Origin of the sequence: Snodgrassella alvi (assembly GCF_002777745.1) — a bacterium.
GTDB classification, from domain to species: domain Bacteria; phylum Pseudomonadota; class Gammaproteobacteria; order Burkholderiales; family Neisseriaceae; genus Snodgrassella; species Snodgrassella alvi_D.
On record NZ_MEIO01000053.1, the window covers coordinates 80,903 to 103,104 of the forward strand.

Below are 22,202 nucleotides of genomic sequence, written 5' to 3' on the forward strand. Positions count from 1 at the left end.
ATGAAGAAGATTTCTCAATCAATTGCATTGGTGGCACTGCTGGCTTGCGTATCTGCTGCTTATGCACGTGATGACAAGTTGCTGTTGCCCATTCAGGATGCCCTTAATGCACCAGAAGCAGCACAGGTGCTGAATCCAAACGTAAAACTTTATTTTGCTACAGGCTCAGGCCATGTAGTGAAGTCTGGTCTGGTCACCAATCGTAAAACTAATAGTGTTGGTAAGTCAGACGAAGCTGCTTGCCGCTGGGCATTTTTAGCGGCGGTAAAACAGTTGCAGGAACAGGCAAGTGCCCAGAATGCCAGAAAAGTAACCAATATCGTCAGCTATTATAAGAAGAACCGCATGGCCAGTACAAAAGTATATGAATGTCATGCCGGTGGAGTGATTGCTGGTGTGGCTCTGAAAGGAGATTTAGCAAATTAGAAGTATGAGTATCTGCTAGATAGCCGCTGTTTATCCTGCACCGGATAATCTGGCGGCTTAATTGTATATATTAAGTTATTGTAGTTTAAAATAAATTATTATTTTAAAAATTTGTACAAAATGTCTAAAAGGAGTGACTTTAATAAAAAAAATACATAAATTTAGCTTGTTTTCCTGTCTAATTTTACGTATATTAGCTTAATAGAATATATTGTAGCATGATGAAATGAATGAATTGGACAAAAGGTCAGTTATGCAATTGAATATAGACCGCTTAATTGCCTATTTCGGTGGCGTAAACGCTTTGGCGGAAGCGCTCAAACAACATTATCCTGATAGCGCTGCTTCTACGGCTGCTATCTATAAATGGCGCAAGCGTGGTTCATTGCCATTAAATCAGTTACAAAAAATTATTCTGATGGCTGAGAAGCAGAATAAGCCTTTGGATATTAATGCGTTTATGCAACATAATACCACTACCCTGGAGAGACCAAGAATGACCAATACTAATAATCGAGTCATCATATTCGATACTACTCTGCGCGATGGGGAACAATCGCCGGGGGCTGCTATGACTAAAGAAGAAAAAATCCGTATTGCCCGCCAGCTAGAGAAATTGGGCGTGGATGTGATAGAAGCTGGTTTTGCTGCGGCCAGTCCGGGGGATTTTGATGCTATTCACAGTATTGCAGAAATTATCCAGAATGCTACTGTATGCTCATTGTCACGTGCCAATGAGCGCGATGTACGTAAGGCCGGCGAAGCAGTTGCACCGGCTAAACGCAAACGTATTCATACCTTTATTGCTACCAGCCCATTGCATATGGAACATAAATTGCGCATGAAACCGCAGCAAGTTAAGGAAACTGCGGTTAAAGCAGTGAAAATTGCACGTGAATATACTGATGATGTAGAGTTTTCCTGTGAAGATGCACTGCGCAGTGATATCAATTTTCTTGCTGAAATCTGTCAGGCGGTGATTGAAGCCGGTGCCACTACTATCAATATTCCTGATACAGTGGGTTATGCCATTCCATTTCAAACGGAAGCATTCTTCCGTGAACTGATTCAGAAAACACCGGGTAGCGATAAAGTCATCTGGTCGGCACATTGCCACAATGATCTGGGGCTGGCCGTTGGCAACTCACTGGCCGCAGTAAGCGGCGGTGCACGGCAAGTGGAATGTACCATCAATGGTCTGGGTGAGCGGGCAGGTAATGCCAGTCTGGAAGAAGTGGTTATGGCATTGAAAACCCGCCACGATATTTTTGGGCTGGAAACCAATATTGATACTACGCAGATTGTGCCAACCTCGAAGATGATTTCTACTGTTACCGGCTATCCGATACAGCCGAATAAGGCCATTGTTGGGGCTAATGCATTTGCGCATGAATCCGGTATTCATCAGGATGGTGTACTGAAATGCCGTGAAACCTATGAAATTATGTCTGCTGAATCGGTTGGCTGGAGTACCAACCGTTTAACTCTGGGTAAGCTTTCCGGTCGTAATGCTTTCCGCACTAAATTACAAGAACTGGGCATTGAGCTTGATAGTGAAGAAACGCTCAATGCTGCTTTTGCCCGCTTTAAAGAGCTGGCAGACAAGAAACGTGAAATTTTTGATGAAGATTTGCATGCGCTGGTTTCTGATGAACTGGTGAACCGTGCTCCCGACCGCTATAAATACGTATCACTGAGTATTCGCAGTGAAACTGGTGAAGAACCAGTGGCAGAAATCGTCTTTAATCTGGACGGTAACGAAAAACGAGCCTGCGGACATGGTTCGGGTCCGGTTGACGCGGTATTCAAAGCCATTGAGTCTGAAGCGTGCAGCAGTGCAGATTTGCAATTATATTCTGTTAATGCCATCACAGCCGGTACTGAAAGTCAGGGCGAAGTTACCGTGCGTTTATCACGCGAAGGTCATTTAGCGAGCGGGCAGGGTGCCGATACCGATATTATTGTCGCCAGTGCTAAAGCTTATCTGTCTGCCCTGAATAAACTGGATAGTAAGCCACGGATTAAAGCCCAGGGTGTGATATAAATAAACTAAATCAGCTAATACTAGAGGTTGATTAATCTAAAAGTGCCTGTTCTTTGGTTTTCCAACCAAAGAACAGGCACTTTTTATGTAAAAAAAACTTTAGATTTTGCTATACAAACTAACTATATTAAGTTTATGATATTTTATAAACTTATTAAATTTCAGTCATATCTGATTTACACAAGGGTTTTAAAAATTGAATTTCCCTTTATACGATTAGTTTGAAGCCATGACATATATTAAACAGTTTTTGTGGGTACTATCTGTATTTGCTTTTACCATGACTAATGCTTTTGCTGTAGTAGATGAAAACAGTACTGCTTACCAGCAAGGCAGAATGATTGGCAAGATTTTCACAATTATTTTTGTATTACTTATTATTCACAGAATTTATAAATATTTTAAAGAAAAATAGCTTTGTATAAAGTAGTTTAGATTATCAGGCGCAGTAGTGTAATTCATTAATTGACTATTTATAGAGAAAGTTATGCATTTAACCAGTCGTGAGCAGGAAAAATTAATGCTGTTTGTTGCGGGAGAACTGGCTGCCAGACGGCGTGCTCGGGGAGTGAAACTGAACTATCCAGAAGCCATCGCTTATATCAGCAGCCAGCTACAGGAAGCGGCGCGGGATGGTATGAGTGTAGCCGAATTAATGCAGTATGGCGCTACATTATTAACCACTGCTGATGTCATGGAAGGTGTAGCCGAAATGGTGCATGAAGTGCAAATTGAGGCCACTTTTCCCGACGGCACTAAACTGGTTACCGTACACCAGCCTATCCGCTAAAGCATGATTCAGTTACTGTAAACATTCGCTATGGGCGAAATGATTATTTAACAGCAAATAATATTCGCACCATACCTATTCAGGAGAAACGGTATGATTCCGGGAGAATATATACTGGCCGCAGATGACATCATTGCCAATCAGAACCGCCGTACCCTCACCATTACCGTGGTTAACCGTGGTGATCGCCCGATACAGGTGGGTTCGCACTATCATTTTTATGAAACCAATGCCGCGCTTGAATTTGAACGGGCGCAGACATGTGGCATGCGTTTGAATGTTCCATCAGGTAATGCTATTCGTTTTGAGCCCGGTGAGGCCAAAACAGTAGAATTAACTGAATTTGGTGGTTATAAAAAAGTATTTGGCTTTCATAATGCTATCAATGGCAGTGTAAGTAATAAATGATTTATCTGCTTTTCTAAATATAAAGTTTTGATATAAAAACCTGATTAAAAGTTAATAATCAAACATTTCCAATTGCTACAAATTATTTAGATAGAGAATCTGGTCATGAGTCTGAAAATTTCCCGCCAGCAATATGTTGCTACCTATGGGCCAACTGTGGGTGATAAAGTACGTTTAGGTGATACCGAGCTTTTTGCTGAAGTTGAACGCGATTTACTTACCTATGGTGATGAAGGCAAATTTGGGGGTGGCAAATCTATTCGTGATGGTATGGCACAATCAGCTACAGCACCACGCAGCAATAAAAATGTACTCGATATGGTTATCACTAATGTGCTGATACTGGATTACTGGGGAATAGTAAAAGCCGATATTGGCATTCGCGATGGTAAAATAGTAGCTGTTGGTCAGGCAGGAAATCCCGATACCATGGATGGTGTGAGCCCGAATATGATTATCGGAGCCGCTACCGAAGTCCATAATGGCGCCAATCTGATTGCCACTGCGGGTGGTATTGATACCCATATTCACTTTATCTCACCACAGCAGATTACCCATGCCATTGAATCCGGTATTACCACCATGATCGGAGGTGGTACAGGACCGGCCGACGGTACCAATGCCACCACAGTAACCCCGGGTGCGTGGCATATTCAGAAAATGTTGCAGGCTGCCGAACAGGCGCCGGTTAATCTTGGCTTCTTTGGTAAAGGCAACTGCGCTACTCTGGAACCATTGCGTGAGCAGATAGCTGCCGGTGCACTAGGGCTGAAAATCCACGAAGACTGGGGGGCAACGGCTGCCGTAATCGATGCTTCACTGCAAGTTGCGGATGAAATGGACGTGCAGGTAGCGATTCATACCGATACCTTGAATGAAAGTGGTTTTCTGGAAGATACCATGCACGCCATTAACGGACGGGTAATCCATACCTTTCATACCGAAGGTGCTGGGGGTGGTCATGCTCCAGATATTATCAAAGCTGCGATGTATCCGAATGTATTGCCGGCTTCTACCAATCCCACCCGTCCGTTTACCGTCAATACCATAGACGAGCATCTGGATATGTTAATGGTATGTCATCATCTGGATAAAAGCGTTCCCGAAGATGTGGCTTTTGCCGATTCGCGTATCCGTCCAGAAACTATTGCTGCCGAAGATATTCTGCATGATATGGGCGTGTTCTCAATTATGAGTTCAGACTCACAGGCGATGGGCAGAGTAGCTGAAGTGATTATACGAACATGGCAAACCGCAGACAAAATGAAACAGCAGCGTGGTCGTCTGGCTGAAGAAACCGGTGCTAACGATAACTTCCGCATCAAGCGTTATCTGGCCAAATACACCATCAATCCGGCTATTGCTCAGGGCATCAGTGAATATGTCGGTTCAATTGAAGCAGGTAAAATTGCTGATTTAGTATTGTGGAAACCTGCCTTTTTCGGCGTAAAGCCGGAAATTATCATTAAGGGCGGTACCATCAGCTATGCACGCATGGGCGATCCGAATGCCTCTATCCCCACGCCTCAGCCTGTTATCTATCGCCCCATGTTTGGCGCACTTGGCCGTGCTGTGCAGGATACCGCTGTCTTGTTTGTATCACAGGCTGGTGTGGATAATGATATCCGCAGCCAATATGGCTTATGTAAACAAACTTTGCCCGTACATAATTGTCGTTCAGTTGGCAAAAAAGATCTGATTCACAACAATGCCATGCCGGAAATCAGTGTCAATCCGGAAACCTATGAAGTACGGGTGAATGGTGAGCATATTACCTGTGAACCGGCTGAAAAAGTGGCACTGGCACAGCGGTATTTTTTGTTTTGATTAAAACAATTCGTGGTTGCATATATATGAAATATATTAAATGTATCAAAGACTTTATTTTTCTAGTTATTGACGAATTAAAAAATATGTTACTGCTGTCATGTGTTTTAACAACGGGATTTTTCGTTTCAAATTCATTTGAGCAAACCAAAGATGGCGTACATTTTTTTAGTGATTCGGATTTGTTTTTCGAAAGATGGCATACTGCCAGTCAGGGTATATATTCATTTAATTACATCATGATATCGGTATTCATCTGGTTTATTATTTCGGTATGTTATCTGCGGTTACGCAGTAAAAGAAATTTTGCTGACTGGTATTTTTATGTTGATAGTCGCATCACCCAACGTACAGTAGCTATTATATTTGGATATTTTGCTCTGGGTACATCTCTGATCATAGATATAATGCTTTGGCTATTAATTAATCCATCCCACGAAGATTTTAAATTAGAAGTATTTAAAGGAATGTTTTTTATACTAGGTGAATTTAGTTGGTTATTTATTATCTGTGTTTGCCTTTTAAAATATTTTATTCAAATTGCTAAAATCCAAAATGAATCTAATCATCCAAACCATCCTCGGCAATCTGCAAACGCTTAAAGAAAAGCAGCAGATTACTACTCAGAAGCTGGATACCGTTAGCCTGCAATGGTTTGAAGCAGACCGGCGCATTATCCGTACGACGACGACAGGCGGACGTGAAATTGCTTTTCGTCTGCTGAGAGAAGGGCAGCGCCTGCACCATGATGATGTGGTTTATCTGGACAAGCAGTTGGCAATTGTGGTGCAGATTGAACCAAGTGAAGTAATGGTGCTGGCGCCGCCAACCTTGCGGGAAATGGCGCGTGCCTGTTATGAAATCGGTAACAAGCATACACCATTATTTCTGGATGGAAACGAATTACTGCTACCGTTTGATAAACCCTTGTTTGAATGGTTACAGGCGGCTGGCTTTGCACCAGAGCGTCAGCAGCGGCGTTTAAGTGAACAATTGCGCGCTAATTCAGCACCAGGTGTTGGCGGTGGTCACAGCCATGCTCATAGCCACAAACATGGCGTTAGCGCGCATCATCATTGAAATTGGCAACATATCATATGTCCAGTTCAGAACAACAGCTTGATATCGAAACACTGACACGTACAGGATTATTGCTGCAACTGGCTGATCCTACACTACCTATTGGTGGCTTTAACCATTCCGGAGGGCTGGAAACTTTTGTCCAGCAGAGCGTTATTCATGATGCTGCCACACTGAAATCGTTTGTGTATACCCAGTTGCAGCAAAACTGGTTGCATAATGATGGTGCTTATGTGTCACTGGCTTTTAGTGCCAGCACCGAACAAAATCTGGATGCACTAGTATTGCTGGACAAACAGATAGGTGCGGCAAAAGTAGCGCGTGAGTTACGGGAAAGCAGTTATAAACTGGGCGTACGCCTGCTGAAGATTTTTGCGGCGCATACCAATTCAGCGATTGTAACTTCTTATCAAACTGCACTGGCTGCACGACAGGTGCGCGGATTTTATCCACTGGTGTTTGGATTACTTGCTGCTGTTATGCAACTGGATAAAGCTGCCACACTACAGGCATTTTATTACAACGCAGTGGTAGGCTTGATTACCAATGGTGTTAAGCTGGTACCGTTAAGCCAGATAGCCGGACAAGAAATATTAATTGAGCTACATGCAGCAATTGCACATGCAGTAAAAGCCAGTATGCAACCACAATTACAGCAGCTGAGTGCTACCACACTGGCCACAGACATTCGGGCAATGCAGCATGAACGTTTATATACCCGCCTGTATATGAGTTAGATTTATCAATAATGGAGAAAATCATGAAAAAAATATTTGCCTTGTTCCTGTTAAGCCCCGTACTGGCATTTGCCCATCCCGGCCACATTACCGAGGGATGGCTGGCAGGTGTACATCATCCGCTCAGTGGCTGGGATCATATGCTGGCCATGGTGGCAGTAGGTTTATGGGCAGCTACCTTTCAGGGTAAAGCCCGCTGGCTGATTCCCTCTACCTTTGTCGGCGTGATGATTGCAGGTTTTGTACTGGGCGCACAGGGTATACAGATACCGATGCTGGAGCAGGGGATTGCTGCTTCTGTGCTGGTGCTGGGATTGGCAGCCGCTTGGCTGAAAAAAGTACCGGCTAGTGCAGCTATGTTTCTGGTTGGCCTGTTTGCCCTGTTTCATGGCGTAGCGCATGGTGCAGAGATGGATTCACATGGCATATTAAGCTATGCCTGCGGTTTTGTTATGGCAACAGCAGCTTTACATGTAGCCGGTTTTGCGCTCGGCTCCGTTATGAGCAGGCACCAGTGGGTATTGCGTCTTACCGGTAGCCTGATTGGTTTGATTGGTTTCAGCATGCTTTTTACTGCCTGAAAAGATGAAGCTAATAAATTTATTATAGACAGGACTGGCTTGGCAATTGGACTGCCTGTCTGTAAGCGGCGAACAATCTGAGCAAACTGTTAGCGGCACAATAAATAACGAAAAGCTGCATTAATCAATACAAGCGCACTAAAGGCAGGGGAAATACCATGCGTCAATACATTAAAATCGGCGTTGCTGGCCCAGTAGGTTCAGGAAAAACCGCCCTGATTGAAAAACTTACCCGCCATATGGCTGAGCAATACAGCATTGCGGTAATAACCAACGACATTTACACACAGGAAGATGCCGAGTTTCTAACCAAAAACAGCTTACTGCCATCAGAACGGATTATGGGTGTCGAAACCGGTGGTTGTCCGCATACTGCCATTCGTGAGGATGCCAGCATGAATTTGGAAGCGGTAGACGAAATGGCTGCCCGTTTTCCAGATATCCAGATAGTGTTTATCGAAAGTGGTGGCGATAACCTTTCCGCTACCTTCAGTCCTGATTTAGCCGATGTAACCCTGTTTGTGATAGATGTGGCACAGGGCGAAAAAATTCCGCGCAAAGGCGGGCCGGGAATTACCCGTTCGGATTTACTGGTGATTAATAAAACTGATTTAGCCCCATATGTTGGTGCCAGTCTTGAAATAATGCAACACGATGCGCAGCGTATGCGTAAAGGGCAGCCATTCGTATTTACCAACCTGATGGCAGAAGAAGGTATCACCACAGTAATAGACTGGATTAAAAAATACGCTTTACTGGAGAAAGTGGCTGAACCCGCTGGTTTAATACGTTAATGGACAGCCGTTTACATCTCTCCACCCAGCTAAATCAGTATGGGCAGACTACATTTGGCAACTGTTTTTATACGCCACCACTGAAAATCCTCACCTTACCGCGGATGGCGACACCAGTGTGGCCGCAGGCACTGCCGGCCATCCAGATGAGTTCATCACCGGGTTTACTGGCCGGAGACCGGATAGATATACAGATTGAGCTGGCGCAGCAAACCCAGTTGTATTTATTTACGCAGGCATTCACCCGCGTACAATCTATGCCTGTAGCGACCGAAGCGCAACAGCATACCCGTATTTATCTGCACGAGCACAGCAGACTGTGTTATCTACCCCATCCACTTGTACTGCACCGCGATGCTGCCTTAACCCAAAGCATACATATTAGTCTGGCAGACAACTGCCAGCTAATATTGGGTGAAATCATCGTCTGCGGCCGTGTTCTCAATCGGGAAAGCTGGGATTTTCGCTACCTGTCATCACGGATTAATATCGATTACCAGCAACAACCACTGCTAAGTGATAATATTTTCTGGCAGCCACAACAGCAGCCACTCAATGTATTGGGACAGATGGAACAGTATACCCATCAGGCCTGTCTTTACTACATCAACACCGCAGCCAGTAAAGCAGAGATGCAGCAACTGGTTAATCATGTATATACCGCTTTACTGCCAGACTGGCCGCTGGAAAATAATCAGTATCTGTGGGGCATTACACAGGCTGCTGATTGCGCTTTATGTGTACGTGCGCTGGGGATGAGTGCAGAAGTTTTACAGAATTTCATGTATCAAGTGACAAGATCATTTTAAATTAAGATAAAATTTTAGAAGTGATATATACTTAATAGTGTCAATATGAAACTATAGTAAATTATAATTTAAATTGTTGTTTAATTAAATTTTTAATAATTAGTATTCAGGAATTGAACCTTTATCTAAATCTGTGAATATATAATTCAATTCTCTTTGGTACGCTGGTAAAGGCAATTACTGGTTCTTATTTCGGCGTTTGTTGAAACAAATAATAATCTTCGATTCGGGATTGAATTTTAGATTAAATAAATTTTTTATCGGAAAATAAACTTCTAATTCTGTATATAGTATCTTCTTTAATAGAATTTAAAAAAAATGTTCTGAAATAATTAAATTAGTTTTTCTATCAAAATGAGATTCAATACTAATATTTTCAAAATAAACATTTGATAAATAGGATATTATTTCCTTACGCAGCTGTTTAAGCTCGTTGCGTAAGGCAATCAATTCATTTTGCTCTGGAGTACGATTATCTTTAGACTTAAATGAACCACTTTTACTAGATTGATTTATCCAGCGGTCTAAAGCAGATGGTGTCAGATCATATTCTTTGACCAAATCACTGCGTTATTTCCCTTGCCGATAAAGTTTCGCCATATAAAAATTCAGGCTAATTGTACCGGTAAAAAATTGCTAATAGCTGCTATGTACGATTAATCCATCATAGGCAGGAGCACAGTTTTTGGGGCAACGCTGTTTCAGATTATGGTATTCCTGAGCATGGGTCATGTGGATAAAGTAGGTTTGTTTGGCACTGATTCGTTCTGCGTAGGCAAAGGCCTGTTCGGTGCTGAGGTGGCTCGGGTAAGGAGTATCCATCAGACAATCCAGAAACAGGTAATCCAATCCTTGTAAATGCGGGAATATGGATTCTTCGATGTGATTAAGGTCGGTAAACCAGGCGATATTGCCAATGCGAAAAGCACTGGTTGTCCAGCTACCGTGTGGTACGCCAAATTGCCATACAGGTACGTTATTAATATTGAGAACACTATTTTGTCCCTGATTCAGTGGCAGCTCATGTGCACGAAGTACTGGCCGGTTCCAGTGCCTGTTCTGTTCCAGAAAGGCGTAATCGAAACGATTGCAAATATTAGCCAATGTATCATGATGGCCGTAAATGGGAATGGCTGCCTGTTGTTTGTAGCAAAATGCGCGCAAGTCGTCAATGCCATTAAGGTGGTCGGCATGAGGATGGGTGTAAAGTATGCCATCAATGCGTTGGAGTTTGTGCTGTAAGGCCTGATGATAAAAATCGGTGCCAGTGTCGATTTGCCAGTGCTGTTCACCAATCTGTATATGGGCACTGCAACGGGTACGCCGGTTTTTCGGATCGTTGCTGGTGCAGGTGGGGCAGTCACATGCAATGACAGGTGTGCCAGAAGAGCTGCCACAGCCAAGTACTGTAAGAGTGAGCTTGGTCATGGCCTAGTTATTAAGCAGCGGAAGTTTGTTGAAGAGACGATAGGTATTGGCAGTAGTGGCCTCTTCAATTGTGGCTAAGCTGTCACCACGTAGCTGTGCTACAAATTCGGCAGTGTAGCGTACATAAGCCGGTTCATTGGGTTTGCCGCGTTTAGGTACGGGAGCCAGATAAGGAGCATCGGTTTCCACCAGTATCCGGTCCAGGGGAACATAACGGCATGCTTCCTGTATCTGTTGGGCATTTTTGAAGGTTACGATGCCTGAAAAGGAGATGTAAAAGCCCAAATCCAGTACTGCTTTGGCAAAGGCTGTATCTTCGGTGAAGCAGTGAATTACGCCTTGCTGAGCATGGTTTTCACGTAGCAGACGTAAAGTATCAGCGCCAGCATCACGGGTATGGATTATCAGAGGCAGACCAGTATGATTGGAGGCTTGAATATGGGTACTGAAGCGTGCATGCTGCCAGGTTAGGTCGCCGCTGCACCAGTGATAGTCGAGGCCGGTTTCTCCGATACCCACTACCTTGGGATGCTGGGCGGCGGCAATCAGTTCGTCCAGATTCATTTCTGCTGAGTTCTGGTCTTCAGGATGAACACCAACACTGGCAAACAGATTGCTATGCTGCTCTGCCAGCGCCAGAACTTCGGCGGCGCTGGTTTTGTCTACGCTGATGGCAATAGCCTGTTGTATATCCGCCTGAGCCATATTTTCCAGTATCTGTGGTAGTCTGGCCGCCAGCTCAGGCATGTTTAAATGGCAGTGTGAATCGATAAGCATGATTATAGGGTATAGGTACTGCGTTCGCTCAGCAGCAATCCGGGTAAAATATCTTCAATAGCCTGTTTTACCACAAAGCTGTCTTCATCTTTACAAAATGCCAGTCCGATTCCTTGTGGCTGACCGGTAGAGGTAGGTGCAGTGTTAATCCATACTACTTTGGTACGCAGATATTTAGCTTCGTTGAATACCGGCAGAGTAATGGCCAGTAATACCTCTTCTCCCATTTGGAAGCTGTCGGTTGTGGGCGCAAACAGACCACCATATTCTAGAAAGGCCATGTAACTGCGGTATAGTTCTGGTTTGTCGGGGATGGTTAGGTTGAGCATTTTGCCCGGTAAATTGGTTGGAGCTTCAGCCATAAGTTGCCTTCATGATTTTGTGTTTTTGTGCTGCCACACATTAAGATAGTCTATTAATAAATCTTCTAGCTGCATTTTAACATTGAGGGTATGTTTACCGTAAGGGGCTAGTGCATTTACTCTGTCGATTAGGGCAAACAGAGACAATGGGTCGATTAGCCTAGTAATCTCGTTTAATGCATTTTGCCATGCCGGATAATATATGGCACTCATGTGTTGCTGTGCCAGTGACATATCAAGTAACCATTTAGCCAGCCAGTCCAGAAAGGTGGACAGTGCCAGTTTTTGTTTGTCAAATGCAGTGGCATAATCCATAAGCGCAATCAAACGAGGCTTAACCAGTAGGGGAATAAGTTCGTTGCGTAGCTGGATATGGCTGTCGTTATCAGCAAACAGGGGGGCTCCTCCGTGAAAGGCAAGCAGGTCAGCCGCTTTATCGCCATGCTGTTGCTGCACATAGGCCAGTGCCTGTGTGTGTGCTGGCATGGTTAAAGCTACCTGACGGCAACGGCTTTTAATCGTTGGTAACAGGCGGTCTTTCTGATGGCTCACCAGTATAAAAACCATGCCTGTGGGTGGTTCTTCCAGAATTTTCAGCAAGGCATTGGCGGCCTGAGTATTCATGCTTTCGGCTGGATAAATCAGGGCAATGCGTTTGCCTCCGCGATGGGCACTCAGATGAGCAAAATCCAGTACATTGCGTATGGTTTCTACTTTAATTAGTGCCTGTCTGCGCTCGCCGCCTTCGCTGTCAGTTTCTTCTGGCGTTACTAATAAGAAATCTGGATGGCTGTGCTGGCTGTATAAATGGCAGGACGTACACGCACCACAAGGCTGATGATTGGTATGTGGCGATTCGCATAGCAGTGCTTGTGCCAGATATTCGGCAAATTCGAGTTTACCAATTCCTGGATGGCCGTAAAGCAGCCATGCATGTGGTTGTTGCTGCCAATGTCGGGCAATTTGTTGCCAGACAGGTTCGAGCCATGGATAAATCATGAATTTAATCCAAACTGTTGTGCTAGAGCCTGATTAATCTGCTGCGCTACTTCATTAAGATCTAAACTGCTGTCAATAATGGTGTAGCGTTGTGGTGCAATGGCGGCACGATCCAGATAAACTGTACGCGTGTTCTCAAAAAATGCTGTATCAAGCTGCTCAAAACGATCGGGGTTGTTGTTCTGACTTAGTCGTTGCTGTGCTATAGCTAGTGGTACATCTAGCAGTAAAGTTAAATCGGGTTGCAAGCCTTGCTGTACCCAGTTTTCCAAAATAGCTATATCGGCTAGCGGCAGACCACGGCCACCGCCCTGATAGGCAAATGTGGCATCGGTAAAACGGTCACTTACTACATGTATACCTTGGGCCAATGCTGGTTTGATTACTTCATCCAGATGTTGCTGACGTGCAGCAAATATCATCAGGGTTTCGGTGCGGGCGTTGGCGCGGGTGAGCGGATCAAGCAGCAGCTTGCGCAAAGCTTCGCCAATGGCAGTGCCACCTGGTTCACGGGTAAAAAGTACTGGCAATTGGTGTTTTTCAAACCAGCTGCGTATGGTATTGAGATTGGTTGATTTGCCGGCACCATCAATTCCATCCAGTGTAATAAATTTTGCTTTCATCTATACAAATCCGATTAGCGTTTTTTCAGAATATATTGGCGAACCGCAGCATTGTGTTCATTCAGGTTGTGACTGAACTGGCTGCGGCCAGTGCCATCGTTACGCGCCACAAAATACAGATAATCGTTACTGGCCGGATGAGCAGCTGCTTCCAGTGCTGCTTTGCCCGGTAGTGCAATGGGACTCGGCGGCAGGCCTGCGCGGGTATAAGTATTGTACGGTGTATCACGGCGTAAATCGGCCTTGCTGATTTTACCTTTATAACGGTTGCCCATGCCATAAATTACACTGGGATCGGTTTGTAAACGCATATGCCGATTAAGCCGATTGACAAACACTGCTGCTACATTGCTTCTGTCTTCAGCATGGCCGGTTTCTTTTTCAATAAGGCTGGCCATAATCAGTAATTCGTAGGCAGATTGGTAAGGTAATTCGCTGTGCCGCTCTTTCCATGCAGCCTGCAAATGTTTTTGCATGGTGTTATAAGCCTGTTTATACAGGGATAAATCGCTGCTGTCTGAGCTGATATCATAAGTAGCCGGAAAAAAAAGACCTTCTGCCTGTGTATAATTGCTATCGGCACCCAGTTGCTGTAACAGTTTGCTGGCTGGCCAGCTACGCGTTGTATGCTCAATATCAGGTGTGTTATCGATAATTTTGCGCATCTGCGCGAATGTGCTGCCTTCAATGATTTGTACGGTAATGCTGTCTGGTTTTCCGGTACGCAGCCTTTGCAAAATCTGCCAGCTTGAAACTGAGTGCGGCAGGCGATAATTACCCCGGTGGATTTTATCCCCCATACCCAGAATATGTGCGGTGCCGACAAACACCCAGCGGCTATAAATTACATCGTTAGCAGCTAGAGTACGGCTTACTCCGCTGATGCCATAGCCTGCTGGCACTTTTAAACGATAGCCCGCATTACTTTTAGGTAAAAATAAGAGTGTTACCCACACCAGCGCAAATATCAGTAAGCCTGTAAATAGCAGAAGTACAGCCTGTCGTTGTCTGCGCCGCATAGAAGTGTTCCTGTCTTAGCATGAATAATCTGAATCAGCTTGCAAGTATAAATTTAATTGTCAGGTGCGACTACTCTTGTTACTAATCCATGCTTATGGAAGAGCTGAAATAGATAACCGGCAAAAAAAATTTTGCCGGTTAATAGCCATATTTGTACTCGCATTGTTAGAGATTAAATCAGGGCTTGCAAAATTCAGTAGTTCAGGTAAAATGCGCAGCCTGTTCAGCAATAATTAGCTGAAAGCAGTTGGGGGTATAGCTCAGTTGGTAGAGCGCTTGCATGGCATGCAAGAGGTCAGCGGTTCGATCCCGCTTACCTCCACCAAATAAAATATTGATTGGTAAAGATAATTATGTACTAGCGGGCGTCTAATTTTTTATTTGCTAAATCTATTGTGCGGGTTTTGTGCGAGTCATGCTGCTTTCTTCCTTATAATGGTGAGGGATTTCCTTTGCTGAGGATCAGTTTCCAATACTTTATTTGCCAACTCAATCATGCGTTCAAGCGCTGGTGCTGAGTAGTGTGTAGTTACACTTGTGTCGGATTTATGCCCCATCAAATCTTTTCTATCCTCCTCATATACACCTGCAGCTCTTAGTCGATGGCCAAAAGTGTGCTTGAGATCGTGAACTCTCAAATTTTTAAAGCCCTTATTGGCTGGCGCTCCGGTTATTCGCTCATATTCATTTGCTGCACGCCTCCTAGCATTCTTCCATGCGCTATTTAACATTTCGCCAACTGCCTTCCCGTTACATGGAAATACGTATTGAGGATGCAAGCCGCGTTGGGCTTCTATAATTTGTTTGGCAGCGTCATTGAGTACAACTATCCTTTCGTCAGTATTTTTTACACCACCTCTGCCGGTGCGGCCGCCAAAATCAGCCGGTATTATAAAAATACTGGTATCAAGTTCAGGCACTTTAACCTCCCATTGCCAATTAAGCTTGCATACTTCCTGTTCGCGGGTTCCTGTATTAACCTTGAAAATAGCCATATTTAGTAAACGTCCCTTCAGTTCCTTAAAGAAAATTCGCTGCTCAAGCCACGATAGTGGATAAGGTGGGCGCTGTTGCTTTTTCTCATCCAGTTTTGTAATCTTTGGTACAGTTTCTAGCCAAGTTAATCCATTTTCATCGCGCCACGACCTTGCGGCACAATTTAGTATTGCGATTACATAATTAAGGGCAATATTAATCGTCCTATTTTTTACCCCATTTTTTGCCTGCCTACTAAATCCGATTGTTTTTCGGTGCTGTATAAAAGGTTGCAAGGTTCCATCATGTATTTGTGTTAATGGTAAATCTCCTATAAAACCATCCAGATATTTGAGCTGCAAGGCTAATAAGTCTATACTTGGCTTATCTTTGCATTCAAGAAGATATTTAGTTGCTGCTTTCCGCCAAGTATAAACAGGGCGTTCTTTAAAGTCTTTTGCCCTATCAATTTCAGCCATAAGCTGTATTAAGACAGCTTCCGCCTCTTTCCTCTTACTTGTGTAAGTGCTGCGGCGAATTGTTTTGCCTCGATACTGTTTGTTAATGTGCCAGATTCCGTTGCGGAGTGTAAGTCCTGACAATCCGTTTGCGGCCATAAATTACTTCCTTTCTTTAAACAAAGCCGCTTGCCACGTGATGTATTCTTATTCTTTTTAACGTTTTCGGCAAGGTTTTCAGTTTTTTTATCTTCTATAAACTTGTCTATGTCGTGCTTGTCATAAACAGATCCATTTTCAAATAACCAGTTTTGTGCTGGTATATATGGCGCAATATGAGCCTTAAAGTGATTAATGCTACAGCCACAATAAGCGGCCGCTTGCGCAACTCTAAGTAATCGTGGTTGCATTTTGTCGTCCTATTAATAAAAAACCGGCTGATTGCCGGTGTGTGTGTTGTTACGTTTGCTTAGGGTTATTTAGGTTGCGATGTGTTATGCCAGTCGCAGGATAGGCCTGAGGCTTTTTCTTGGTTATTACTTTCGTAAAGCTGTTCGTTGTAAACAATGCAGGCGATTTTGCGCCCATCATGTAACACAATCTGTGTTTCTATAATACGTTTACTAGCCCGTTCTGCTAATCTGGCGTTCCGCTCTTCTGCGGAATCACAACCAGCAATAAAAAAAGCCGCAGTAGCAGCTATAATCAATTTAGTTTTCATGTTATCTGTCTTTGTGGCCAATAAAAAGCCTGCAAATGCAGGCTATACATAATCTTCGGCAGGGACTACAAAACCACGAGACCCATTAACAACTTACTTTAACGAGTTATCCTAAAGCCGCATAAAAGCGGCTTGTTGTTTATCTAGTCACTAGAAGTCTAATTCAAGCACTTGCTCGGGGATAATTTGTCCTGTTCCGTCCCGTGAAAACCATTCAGACAACTTATGCTTATTGCCATCCTCGTCTTCAAATTCAAAATCTGGACTAACTAGTTTATAGTTACCATCATCTATATCTTCTAGATGCTCTTTTGCCCAACCGCCCTTTATAAGCTTTTCAAGATATTTTCTTACGCTATCTATGTCATAAGCAGGGATGATTAGTTCATCGCCAATCTGAAAATATTTAATTTCTAAAGTTTCATTACTCATTTTCAAGCTCCAATAAAAAACCAGCTAATAGCTGGCAGATTATGTATAAGAGAATTCTATAGAATCAGCATCCATATATATCTTTGTTAATACGGTTATCTGGGGAAAATGAATCCTTGCAGTCTTCTATATTTTTTATTTTAAAATCAAAATACTCAGGCCATTTAGGGATTTTAAATTTGCAAAGTGTAATTCCCTCTTTACCATCTAGACGTAGCTTGTGTCTTCTAAACTGCCATGAAATAATATCGTCCAAATCCATCGGGGATATTTTGTATGAAGAAAAGTCTGCCGCAACCATTTGCAAAAAATGCTCTAAAACCCGCTCAGAAATAGCCCCGTCATGTGGATAGCCAGCAAAAAAGGTATCAACAATACTAATAATCCGATCTTTAATACCGGGGAAGTCCCAATCAATACCAATCTGAATGTAAAAATCATCGCGGTACCATACTGTATATAATTTTCGTCCTGTCATTTTAAACTCCAATAAAAAGCCAGCACTAGGCTGGACATGTTGTTAATTATCGGTTTTAGAGGTGGGTAGGTTATAGTCTATTGACTACTTCGGCATTTATTTCATCAACTCTGCCATTTTTACTGAGATTAAGTACTTTGCAGGTTGCAATGCCCTTGATACAGCCGTCGAATACGTTAATTTCATCGCTATTTGCTTCACCGAAGATCATCCCGCGATTAGTGACATTAATTTTTTTGCCAGTCGCTTTACCCCAGATCACTCCCCCGTAGTCCGCACCATCTCCACTGAGGTCAATTTCATAAGCTTCTACATCGCCCGAAATCCCGCCATAATTACCATCCTTATCACTACGAACGGTAAGCTTTCCTTTTACATCTAACCTTTTAACAAAAATCCTGTCGGCTGTATCCAAATCACCATTAACAATGACTTTGCCGGGATAAACAAATACAGGCTCCTGAGGTGCTTTATTAATTACTAAAGGTTCAAGAGTAAAGTCAATATGCGTAAGTATGCACGCGATTAGGCTATCACCTAGGGTGAAATTCCTGATCAATATGCACCTCCTGATAACATCCCAATAATCTGCTTCACCAGATGGGAAAAGTTTTTTAAATAGAAAAATATCATGGGAAGAAGCATCTTTGTCGTCCAATTCTTGAAGTGTGATGATTGTAGTTTTACGTGGTGTTGCGGTTTCCATAGTATTAATCACCATCTGGGCAGTAAACATTATTCATAACGTCAGCTAAATCATCCTCAATATAAGAACTCGCTTCACAGTCTTTAATAACTACTTCAAAGTCCATACGAGAGGGAAGTCCTATAGTCGAAAAGTTGCAGAGAGTAACTCCATCCGAGCTATCAAGCTTAAAACTATACTTTTCATAGAAATGCTTTAGGCATTGTTTGAGGTCTCTTTTTTGTATGATATTTACACAAAATTCTTCTGCAATAAATCCCAAGAAGGAATTTAAAATGTTGGTAAAAGCTATATCATTTGCATAGTCTGGATATTTAAGCGCTTTTTTTACGGTTTTCTCAATACGCTCAACTATATTAGGATGACTATAATCTATTATGATTTCTACAAACATTTTATCTTGTGTCTCATCAAACCAGTCACACCAAATTTTGTATGTTTCTTTAGTCATTATTCATCTCCAAAATAAAACGCCAGCTACTAGCTGGACGGAAATTCTTTTTTTAAAAATTCAATAGCTTTTTGGCATCTATCAATGCCAAACAAGCTAATATGGCACAGTCTATAGCGTATACCTAAGTGCTTTGCCAGCTTTCTGTAAACATCTCTTCGTCTCATCTGTTTAGATTTCCAGATCGGATCTAGTACGGAATGCGCAGCTTGTCGCCACATTCTTAACTCAGCATTAGCAAGACTGCCTAACGGTAATGTGCCATCACTTTCCCCAATTGCGGGAACATTTGCGCCTTTTTTATGACAGCCTACATACGCATCGCAGGGGGCACACAGCCAAAAGCTAAGAGCGTATAAATCTGGCCGGTGTGGGTAAATTCTTTCCCCAGTAACCAGCTCCGCGTTGTTACCACAGTATATGCATTTAATCATTTCAATCTCGATAATTTGTTTTGAATAACGACCGCTTACGGCGGTCAGTCGGCACATACGGAAGTAAAGGAGGACTAACTATGTGCTGCGCGCTGTTATTAATCCCGCCACCTGCGCGCTGGGCGGGTCTGAACACACCTACACCAAAAACTGATTACTCCACGCGTAAGCTGCTTCCCATCCATCCAATGTTTTTTCTGCGATATTTTTTTTGACAGATTTGCATTTACCGCGACCTAAGTCATTTGCTCGGTTACTTTTTTCTTTCTTCATGACTGTACGGAAGACAACAACATGAATACCTGCTTTTACAGGCGTGTAAGTTACATTATTCATTTGTATATCCTTGAACTAGATACTAGCTGTTTAATTATTTAAATTTCTATCGATCCGGATCATACTTTTATATAATCTATCAAGCATACCCTCAACACTGTCCCCAGCAACAAAGTTCAATGAACTGAAAGAAAAATGTGGAGAAATCGATTTAAGGGCTGAAAAGCTATCTCTGCTTGATTTTAATAAATCAAGCAAAAAGCTGAGGTTTTCCTTGACATGATCGCCGTACAACAATTCAAAAGGTTTTGTATTAGGTATTATTTTGGTGAATACCTGCTTGTTATAAATAATCCCTACGCCTATATTTAATAGCTCGCCAGTAGCTAAATCAGGCGAAAGCCTAATTACAAACCATCTTGCAGAAGTGTCCGACATCAATCCCTCCGACCCCGAATGTAATAGTCAAATACCATCATAGTTTTCAATTGTCTTGCTTCGTGAATCGCTATTAACAACGCCCATCTATTGCTACTTGATGCTCTAATTTCCCCACTGGAAGTTATTCGGGCATAGTTATAATTGGCATATGCAAAACTATTTAACTTATCAATGACTGCTTCTGGCATATTCCATCCACGGTGAGACAAGGTCATTGCGACGTAATTGTCATCCGTTAATTCGAACTCCTCATCATTAACAGTAAGAAAAAGACAAAAGTTTTCACCATCCACAATCTCGTATGGAGAAAAAAGCAGAATTCGACCGTCATCGCGGCGTTCAATCTCCCAAGAGTCTTCTTTTAATGTTAATTCTTCATTCTTAGTCATATTAAAACCTCCTTAATTAGGGGCACCTAAATACCATAGCGCGTGCCAACTTTGCTGCGTCCTCGACGGCTTTGTGCAATAGATTTAAATCCTTGTGCTCCGCTATGATTTCACCGCAGGCTTTAACTTGCGCGTATTTAATGCCGTGCGTATTATTTAATTCATGTATTAATTCTTCTGTTAGGTCTAATTCTCTATCAGCGACGTACATGGAAGTTCGAGCACCATCCGTCAACTCAAAAGATAATTCGTTTCCACTGTAAATATCCAACATAAGGCGCACCCCATCGCCAAGCTCAAATGGGGATATAATTGTCATGTTGCAGCTATTAGCATCCACAACAGTCCATTTGGGAATGGTTGATACAGCCTCTGCAAATTTAAACATGTACATTTTTTCTGACCTCTCAATATAAAACCTCAGCATCACCGCGTAGCCGTTCGTCATCACTCATCCGCGCATATGCATCAGCTATCCGTTTAACTTCTAAATCTGCTAACCGCTCTTTTTGTTGCATTTGTTTGGCGACATATTCGCGCTGCATCTGTAGCTGCTCTGTCTCAGTAGGTACAGGTAATATCATCATTGAAGCAGTCATAAAAAAAACCGCAATAAATGCAGTTATCTGTAGTTTAATCACCATCTATCTCCCTAAAATAGTTATCTTTTACTTTCTAACTTGAATGTATTCATCAGTGGTCCTTTACTCCAATAAAGGTAATGTTCGTGGCTAGGGCAATCTTACATATTTGTCATACATTTCATCCCATACCTTAAGCATATTGTCTATTTCATAAGGTTCTAATGGTTTATTGCTATTATTGAATTGGATAGCAGCAAAAGAAGTATCGTATACTTGCTTAACATCAATATAACCATTAGTCTCATTACTCAAATACATAGCTTCATAAATCGTTAACCAAACTTCCCAAAGGAATTGAACTTCCTCGTTATCGTATTTCTCCTCATTAAGATAACGAGCACTGAAGGGATAACTCATATAAATGTCTGGCGTGAGAAATATCCAATCTTCAAAAAAACTTCTCTGGATATTAATTTGTTTCTTAGTTAGAGTGGTTCTCATTTCAATCTCCAAAAATAAAACCAGCTATTAGCAGGCATTGTCTACTCATCCACGCAAATGCACTCATTGAATGCATTTGAATTGATAAGTTATCCGGAAATATGTATGTCTACAGGTTCCCACGTGTTTTCATCCATGCATGAGATTAATCCACCACATGTAAACCCAGCGGAGGGGCGGGTTTCACCGGGAAAAACAACAGTAGCACGCTCTTCTTTCCAAAAGATAAGAATCGACCCATCTATCTTGGATTTTCTACCTACAGGATATTTGATTTCGGGTTCTGCTTTTTTTGTAACTTCAATCATGATTAACTCCTTTCAATTTGCATTGTCTGTGAGAGATAAAATAAAACCCGCTGGTTAGCGGGTATTTGAACTAAATTAATTTTGCGGTATTGCTTGTCTTAATTTTTCCAACCTTGCGGCGATCCGCATTTGCTCATCCGCGTGTTGCTCAAAAAATTCAAACGCCTGAGGAGGCAGAACCCCACCCACATCTTCTGCCATTTGTGCAGCTAAATCCTCTTGCCCTTGCAGAAACGCCTCATATTCATCAATCATTTTTAAAGCTGATTCGAACTCCTCATTACTAACAGCTTCTGCAATTAACGATAAGCTTGGCTCATCAAAATATTCTAAAAGCATCTTT

34 protein-coding genes and 1 tRNA gene are annotated in these 22,202 nt (G+C 42.7%); 12 read left to right on the forward strand and 23 right to left on the reverse strand.

All coding sequences use genetic code 11. The features are described from left to right. The 11 genes from BHC51_RS07735 to BHC51_RS07790 all read left to right on the forward strand — a co-directional run bounded on the left by BHC51_RS07735 (position 1) and on the right by BHC51_RS07790 (position 9,496). Positions 1-426, forward strand: coding sequence for an excinuclease ABC subunit A (locus BHC51_RS07735; RefSeq protein WP_100153724.1), 426 nt, complete (start codon positions 1-3; stop codon positions 424-426). Positions 427-679: 253 nt separating this feature from the next. Continuing rightward, positions 680-2,470 (forward strand): 2-isopropylmalate synthase, encoded by a 1,791-nt coding sequence (locus BHC51_RS07740; RefSeq protein WP_100099424.1) that lies wholly within the window; start codon positions 680-682, stop codon positions 2,468-2,470. A gap of 487 nt (positions 2,471-2,957) precedes the next feature. Then, positions 2,958-3,260, forward strand: a complete 303-nt coding sequence (gene ureA, locus BHC51_RS07750; protein ID WP_037408376.1) for an urease subunit gamma — start codon at positions 2,958-2,960, stop codon at positions 3,258-3,260. Positions 3,261-3,353: 93 nt separating this feature from the next. Then, positions 3,354-3,668 carry an urease subunit beta gene (locus BHC51_RS07755; RefSeq protein WP_100099402.1) on the forward strand — a complete coding sequence of 105 codons (315 nt, stop codon included), beginning with the start codon at positions 3,354-3,356 and terminating at the stop codon, positions 3,666-3,668. Between the two features lie 105 nt (positions 3,669-3,773). Further along, a complete protein-coding gene (gene ureC / locus BHC51_RS07760; RefSeq protein WP_100153725.1) occupies positions 3,774-5,495 on the forward strand; it encodes an urease subunit alpha in 1,722 nt (573 codons plus the stop codon). Positions 5,496-5,521: 26 nt separating this feature from the next. Next, positions 5,522-6,097 carry a hypothetical protein gene (locus tag BHC51_RS07765; protein WP_100153726.1) on the forward strand — a complete coding sequence of 192 codons (576 nt, stop codon included), beginning with the start codon at positions 5,522-5,524 and terminating at the stop codon, positions 6,095-6,097. Next, positions 6,051-6,575 carry an urease accessory protein UreE gene (gene ureE, locus BHC51_RS07770; RefSeq protein ID WP_100099399.1) on the forward strand — a complete coding sequence of 175 codons (525 nt, stop codon included), beginning with the start codon at positions 6,051-6,053 and terminating at the stop codon, positions 6,573-6,575. Before BHC51_RS07765 ends, ureE begins: the two co-directional genes overlap by 47 nt. Positions 6,576-6,592: 17 nt before the next feature. Beyond that, complete coding sequence (locus BHC51_RS07775; RefSeq protein WP_100123529.1) at positions 6,593-7,312, forward strand: urease accessory protein UreF; 720 nt, start codon at positions 6,593-6,595, stop codon at positions 7,310-7,312. 23 nt (positions 7,313-7,335) lie between these two features. Then, positions 7,336-7,893 carry a HupE/UreJ family protein gene (locus tag BHC51_RS07780; protein WP_218966397.1) on the forward strand — a complete coding sequence of 186 codons (558 nt, stop codon included), beginning with the start codon at positions 7,336-7,338 and terminating at the stop codon, positions 7,891-7,893. A 158-nt stretch (positions 7,894-8,051) separates the two neighbouring features. Further along, a complete protein-coding gene (ureG, locus tag BHC51_RS07785; RefSeq protein ID WP_100153728.1) occupies positions 8,052-8,687 on the forward strand; it encodes an urease accessory protein UreG in 636 nt (211 codons plus the stop codon). After that, positions 8,687-9,496 (forward strand): urease accessory protein UreD, encoded by an 810-nt coding sequence (locus BHC51_RS07790; RefSeq protein ID WP_100153729.1) that lies wholly within the window; start codon positions 8,687-8,689, stop codon positions 9,494-9,496. The genes ureG and BHC51_RS07790 overlap by 1 nt, the downstream gene beginning before the upstream one ends. 309 nt (positions 9,497-9,805) lie before the next feature. On the opposite strand, the gene BHC51_RS13315 is transcribed toward BHC51_RS07790, so the two are convergent. The 7 genes from BHC51_RS13315 to mltG form a co-directional block, all read right to left on the reverse strand. After that, on the reverse strand, positions 9,806-10,057 hold the full coding sequence (locus tag BHC51_RS13315; protein WP_100153730.1) for a hypothetical protein: 252 nt from the start codon (positions 10,055-10,057) through the stop codon (positions 9,806-9,808). 75 nt (positions 10,058-10,132) lie between these two features. Continuing rightward, positions 10,133-10,924, reverse strand: coding sequence for an MBL fold metallo-hydrolase (locus BHC51_RS07800; RefSeq protein ID WP_100153731.1), 792 nt, complete (start codon positions 10,922-10,924; stop codon positions 10,133-10,135). A 3-nt stretch (positions 10,925-10,927) separates the two neighbouring features. Then, on the reverse strand, positions 10,928-11,704 hold the full coding sequence (locus tag BHC51_RS07805) for a TatD family hydrolase (protein WP_100153732.1): 777 nt from the start codon (positions 11,702-11,704) through the stop codon (positions 10,928-10,930). Then, a complete protein-coding gene (locus tag BHC51_RS07810; protein ID WP_100099392.1) occupies positions 11,704-12,063 on the reverse strand; it encodes a PilZ domain-containing protein in 360 nt (119 codons plus the stop codon). Before BHC51_RS07810 ends, BHC51_RS07805 begins: the two co-directional genes overlap by 1 nt. 9 nt (positions 12,064-12,072) lie before the next feature. Continuing rightward, positions 12,073-13,062 carry a DNA polymerase III subunit delta' gene (holB, locus tag BHC51_RS07815; protein WP_100123521.1) on the reverse strand — a complete coding sequence of 330 codons (990 nt, stop codon included), beginning with the start codon at positions 13,060-13,062 and terminating at the stop codon, positions 12,073-12,075. Next, positions 13,059-13,685, reverse strand: coding sequence for a dTMP kinase (tmk, locus tag BHC51_RS07820; protein WP_100153733.1), 627 nt, complete (start codon positions 13,683-13,685; stop codon positions 13,059-13,061). Before tmk ends, holB begins: the two co-directional genes overlap by 4 nt. 14 nt (positions 13,686-13,699) lie before the next feature. Further along, complete coding sequence (gene mltG, locus BHC51_RS07825; protein WP_100099389.1) at positions 13,700-14,704, reverse strand: endolytic transglycosylase MltG; 1,005 nt, start codon at positions 14,702-14,704, stop codon at positions 13,700-13,702. Between the two features lie 250 nt (positions 14,705-14,954). Between mltG and BHC51_RS07830 the strand changes: the two genes are divergently transcribed. Beyond that, positions 14,955-15,030, forward strand: a tRNA-Ala gene (locus BHC51_RS07830). Positions 15,031-15,118: 88 nt separating this feature from the next. Here the strand turns inward: BHC51_RS07830 and BHC51_RS07835 are convergent. The 16 genes from BHC51_RS07835 to BHC51_RS12775 all read right to left on the reverse strand — a co-directional run. Then, complete coding sequence (locus BHC51_RS07835; RefSeq protein ID WP_257384792.1) at positions 15,119-16,159, reverse strand: tyrosine-type recombinase/integrase; 1,041 nt, start codon at positions 16,157-16,159, stop codon at positions 15,119-15,121. An 8-nt stretch (positions 16,160-16,167) separates the two neighbouring features. Next, entirely contained in the window at positions 16,168-16,548 is a 381-nt protein-coding gene (locus BHC51_RS13095; RefSeq protein WP_257384793.1) for a helix-turn-helix transcriptional regulator, read from the reverse strand. 65 nt (positions 16,549-16,613) lie between these two features. Then, complete coding sequence (locus BHC51_RS07840; RefSeq protein ID WP_100153735.1) at positions 16,614-16,859, reverse strand: hypothetical protein; 246 nt, start codon at positions 16,857-16,859, stop codon at positions 16,614-16,616. A gap of 150 nt (positions 16,860-17,009) precedes the next feature. Then, positions 17,010-17,291, reverse strand: a complete 282-nt coding sequence (locus BHC51_RS07845; protein ID WP_100153736.1) for a hypothetical protein — start codon at positions 17,289-17,291, stop codon at positions 17,010-17,012. A 64-nt stretch (positions 17,292-17,355) separates the two neighbouring features. After that, entirely contained in the window at positions 17,356-17,769 is a 414-nt protein-coding gene (locus BHC51_RS07850) for a hypothetical protein (protein WP_100153737.1), read from the reverse strand. A gap of 70 nt (positions 17,770-17,839) precedes the next feature. Continuing rightward, positions 17,840-18,475 carry a hypothetical protein gene (locus BHC51_RS07855; protein WP_143558810.1) on the reverse strand — a complete coding sequence of 212 codons (636 nt, stop codon included), beginning with the start codon at positions 18,473-18,475 and terminating at the stop codon, positions 17,840-17,842. Between the two features lie 4 nt (positions 18,476-18,479). Beyond that, complete coding sequence (locus tag BHC51_RS07860) at positions 18,480-18,926, reverse strand: hypothetical protein (protein WP_100153739.1); 447 nt, start codon at positions 18,924-18,926, stop codon at positions 18,480-18,482. Between the two features lie 29 nt (positions 18,927-18,955). Further along, positions 18,956-19,417, reverse strand: coding sequence for a zinc-finger-containing protein (locus BHC51_RS13320; RefSeq protein WP_373885686.1), 462 nt, complete (start codon positions 19,415-19,417; stop codon positions 18,956-18,958). An 81-nt stretch (positions 19,418-19,498) separates the two neighbouring features. Next, positions 19,499-19,696 carry a hypothetical protein gene (locus tag BHC51_RS07870; protein WP_100153740.1) on the reverse strand — a complete coding sequence of 66 codons (198 nt, stop codon included), beginning with the start codon at positions 19,694-19,696 and terminating at the stop codon, positions 19,499-19,501. Between the two features lie 30 nt (positions 19,697-19,726). Further along, on the reverse strand, positions 19,727-20,074 hold the full coding sequence (locus BHC51_RS07875) for a hypothetical protein (protein WP_100153741.1): 348 nt from the start codon (positions 20,072-20,074) through the stop codon (positions 19,727-19,729). Then, positions 20,074-20,466 (reverse strand): hypothetical protein, encoded by a 393-nt coding sequence (locus BHC51_RS07880; protein WP_100153416.1) that lies wholly within the window; start codon positions 20,464-20,466, stop codon positions 20,074-20,076. The genes BHC51_RS07875 and BHC51_RS07880 overlap by 1 nt, the downstream gene beginning before the upstream one ends. 16 nt (positions 20,467-20,482) lie before the next feature. Then, positions 20,483-20,914, reverse strand: a complete 432-nt coding sequence (locus BHC51_RS07885; protein ID WP_180296462.1) for a hypothetical protein — start codon at positions 20,912-20,914, stop codon at positions 20,483-20,485. Then, positions 20,874-21,110 carry a hypothetical protein gene (locus BHC51_RS07890; protein ID WP_100153743.1) on the reverse strand — a complete coding sequence of 79 codons (237 nt, stop codon included), beginning with the start codon at positions 21,108-21,110 and terminating at the stop codon, positions 20,874-20,876. The genes BHC51_RS07885 and BHC51_RS07890 overlap by 41 nt, the downstream gene beginning before the upstream one ends. Before the next feature lie 87 nt (positions 21,111-21,197). Beyond that, the gene (locus tag BHC51_RS07895) at positions 21,198-21,551 is read right to left on the reverse strand and encodes a hypothetical protein (RefSeq protein WP_100153744.1); all 354 of its coding nucleotides are present in this window, start codon (positions 21,549-21,551) and stop codon (positions 21,198-21,200) included. Positions 21,552-21,640: 89 nt separating this feature from the next. Further along, positions 21,641-21,859 (reverse strand): hypothetical protein, encoded by a 219-nt coding sequence (locus tag BHC51_RS07900; protein ID WP_100153745.1) that lies wholly within the window; start codon positions 21,857-21,859, stop codon positions 21,641-21,643. 75 nt (positions 21,860-21,934) lie between these two features. Then, a partial coding sequence (locus BHC51_RS12775) for a hypothetical protein (protein WP_180296428.1) occupies positions 21,935-22,202 on the reverse strand: 268 nt, incomplete at its 5' end.